This is a genomic window from Flagellimonas abyssi (assembly GCF_019457905.1).
Taxonomy (GTDB): domain Bacteria; phylum Bacteroidota; class Bacteroidia; order Flavobacteriales; family Flavobacteriaceae; genus Flagellimonas; species Flagellimonas abyssi.
Genome location: NZ_JAHZSV010000086.1, coordinates 1 through 1,370, shown reverse-complemented (window position 1 = coordinate 1,370; position 1,370 = coordinate 1). Strand labels below are relative to the sequence as shown.

The 1,370-nt window shown below is 55.0% G+C and carries 2 protein-coding genes; both read right to left on the bottom strand.

Features of this window, described 5'->3' with window-relative positions:
• On the bottom strand, positions 1–341 hold a 341-nt coding region (locus K1F36_RS19895), incomplete at its 3' end, for an ATP-binding protein (protein WP_220115346.1).
• A 20-nt stretch (positions 342–361) separates the two neighbouring features.
• On the bottom strand, positions 362–1,370 hold a 1,009-nt coding region (locus K1F36_RS19890), incomplete at its 5' end, for a Mu transposase domain-containing protein (RefSeq protein WP_220115345.1).

Genomic DNA, 1,370 nt, shown 5'->3' with positions numbered 1-1,370 from the left:
GCCAGATAGCTCTTGCCGACCCCGGTGCTCCCGGTAATGAGCATATTTTCACCCTTGTGTATAAATCCACAGGAGGCGTAGCGTTGTATCCTGTTCCTGTCGATGTTCCTGCCGGGGCCGTAATCGATGGCCTCCATAACGGCACCGTACCTGAACCTTGCGGCCTTTGTCAGGCGCTCGATTTTGCGGTTGTGCCTATCGTCCCATTCGGACTGTACCAGATAGGCCACCAGTTCATCGTTGGTGTAGTCCATGCTCTCGGGCGAGAGGCTGGTTCCAAAGGCCCTGAGCATCCCGTGGAGCCTGAGCTGTTTCATCTGTTCCAATGTCTTTGTGTTCATGTTGTCTGTTTTAATGTTTGTCATTTATAATAGTTTCCTCCCCTGATGTTATCGTGGTCCGGGACCTCGGAGGTATCCTCCGGGTCGTCCTCCAGGGTGTCCCACCCTTTTTTCAGTATCCGCTCCACCATGCTGTAATTATAGGCCCCATAGTCAGATGCCCGCCTACAGGCATTGTCCAGCCGTTGGTCGCCGACCTTCTTGGCCAGGTGCAGTATGCCCATGCAGGACTTATAGGATTGTTCCGGATGTTGTTTCTTGTCGAGTATCCCGATGATGTACCCCTTGCAGTTCTCGCCGATGTGGGCGGCCCAGGAGATGAACTTCTCACTGCTCCATTCGCTGACGAACCTGTGGTGGGAGGGCATATGTTCCGCTGCGGTGGTATAGCCGTAGCGTTGCCGCTTCCTTTCATGGACGGCCAAACGTTCGTGCCTGTGGTATATCTCCACGAAGCTGTCCGTGTAGACGATCTTCACCTGTTTGCCGATGTGCCTGTAGGGAACACTGTAGTAGTGCTTGTCCCTGCCAAGGTAGATATGGCTGTTCTTGTGGACCGTTCCCTTTGCATAAGATCTTATCTCATATCGTTTCAATGGAAGGGGGCCGAGCTCCGGCACCTCCACTTCCCGGAAGAGGGAACACCTGGAGTATTCCCTTCCCCTGAAGGAAACATTGTTATGGGCCCTTAGCAGTTCGAGGATGGCCCTGTTGATCTCGCCCACACTGTGGAAGGTGGTGTTGCGCAAAGGGGCGAACACCCTGGTATAGACAATGCGCACCGCGTTCTCCACGATGGCCTTGTCCCTTGGCCTGTAGGCCCTTGTCGGCAGCACGGCGGTATCGTAATGCTCCGCAAAATCGGCAAAGGCCTCGTTGACCTTCGGCTCGTAACTGCTGCTCTTGGTAACTGCGGACTTCAGGTTGTCGGTCACCAGGGCACGGGGGACCCCGCCATAGAACCACAGTGCGTTCTCGGTACATCGCATGAAGTCCTCCAGTTTCTGGCTCCGACAGGCCTCCACGTAG